We start from the raw sequence: 290 nt of genomic DNA on the forward strand, positions 1-290 counted from the left end.
AGCTCGAATAATGGGTCATTCACACGGAAATTGGGGGCCTCGATGCTCGGCAATCTCATAGCGTACGGGAAGAAAATAATTGTGCCGATTACCATTGTGTCGGCACTCGCCTGTGGCCAGGTGGCGGCCCAGGATCAGTCAGGTCCCATCAAGATAGTCGTGACCGGCATTACCGATGCCGATTTCATAGCCAATGTGTATGGGACTTTTCTCGAGAAGCAGGGTTTTAAAGTCGAGCGCGTCAAGGCCGATTACGCGGCCCAATTCGTCGGCCTGGAGGCAGGCGATCT

At 54.1% G+C, this 290-nt stretch carries 1 protein-coding gene; it reads left to right on the plus strand.

All coding sequences use genetic code 11. The features are described from left to right. Positions 1-42: 42 nt before the first annotated feature. Positions 43-290 (plus strand): glycine betaine ABC transporter substrate-binding protein (locus EN862_RS35685; RefSeq protein WP_281035878.1); only part of this gene is annotated, 248 nt, incomplete at its 3' end.

This window comes from Mesorhizobium sp. M2E.F.Ca.ET.219.01.1.1 (assembly GCF_004016445.2).
In the GTDB taxonomy this organism is placed as follows: Bacteria; Pseudomonadota; Alphaproteobacteria; order Rhizobiales; family Rhizobiaceae; genus Mesorhizobium.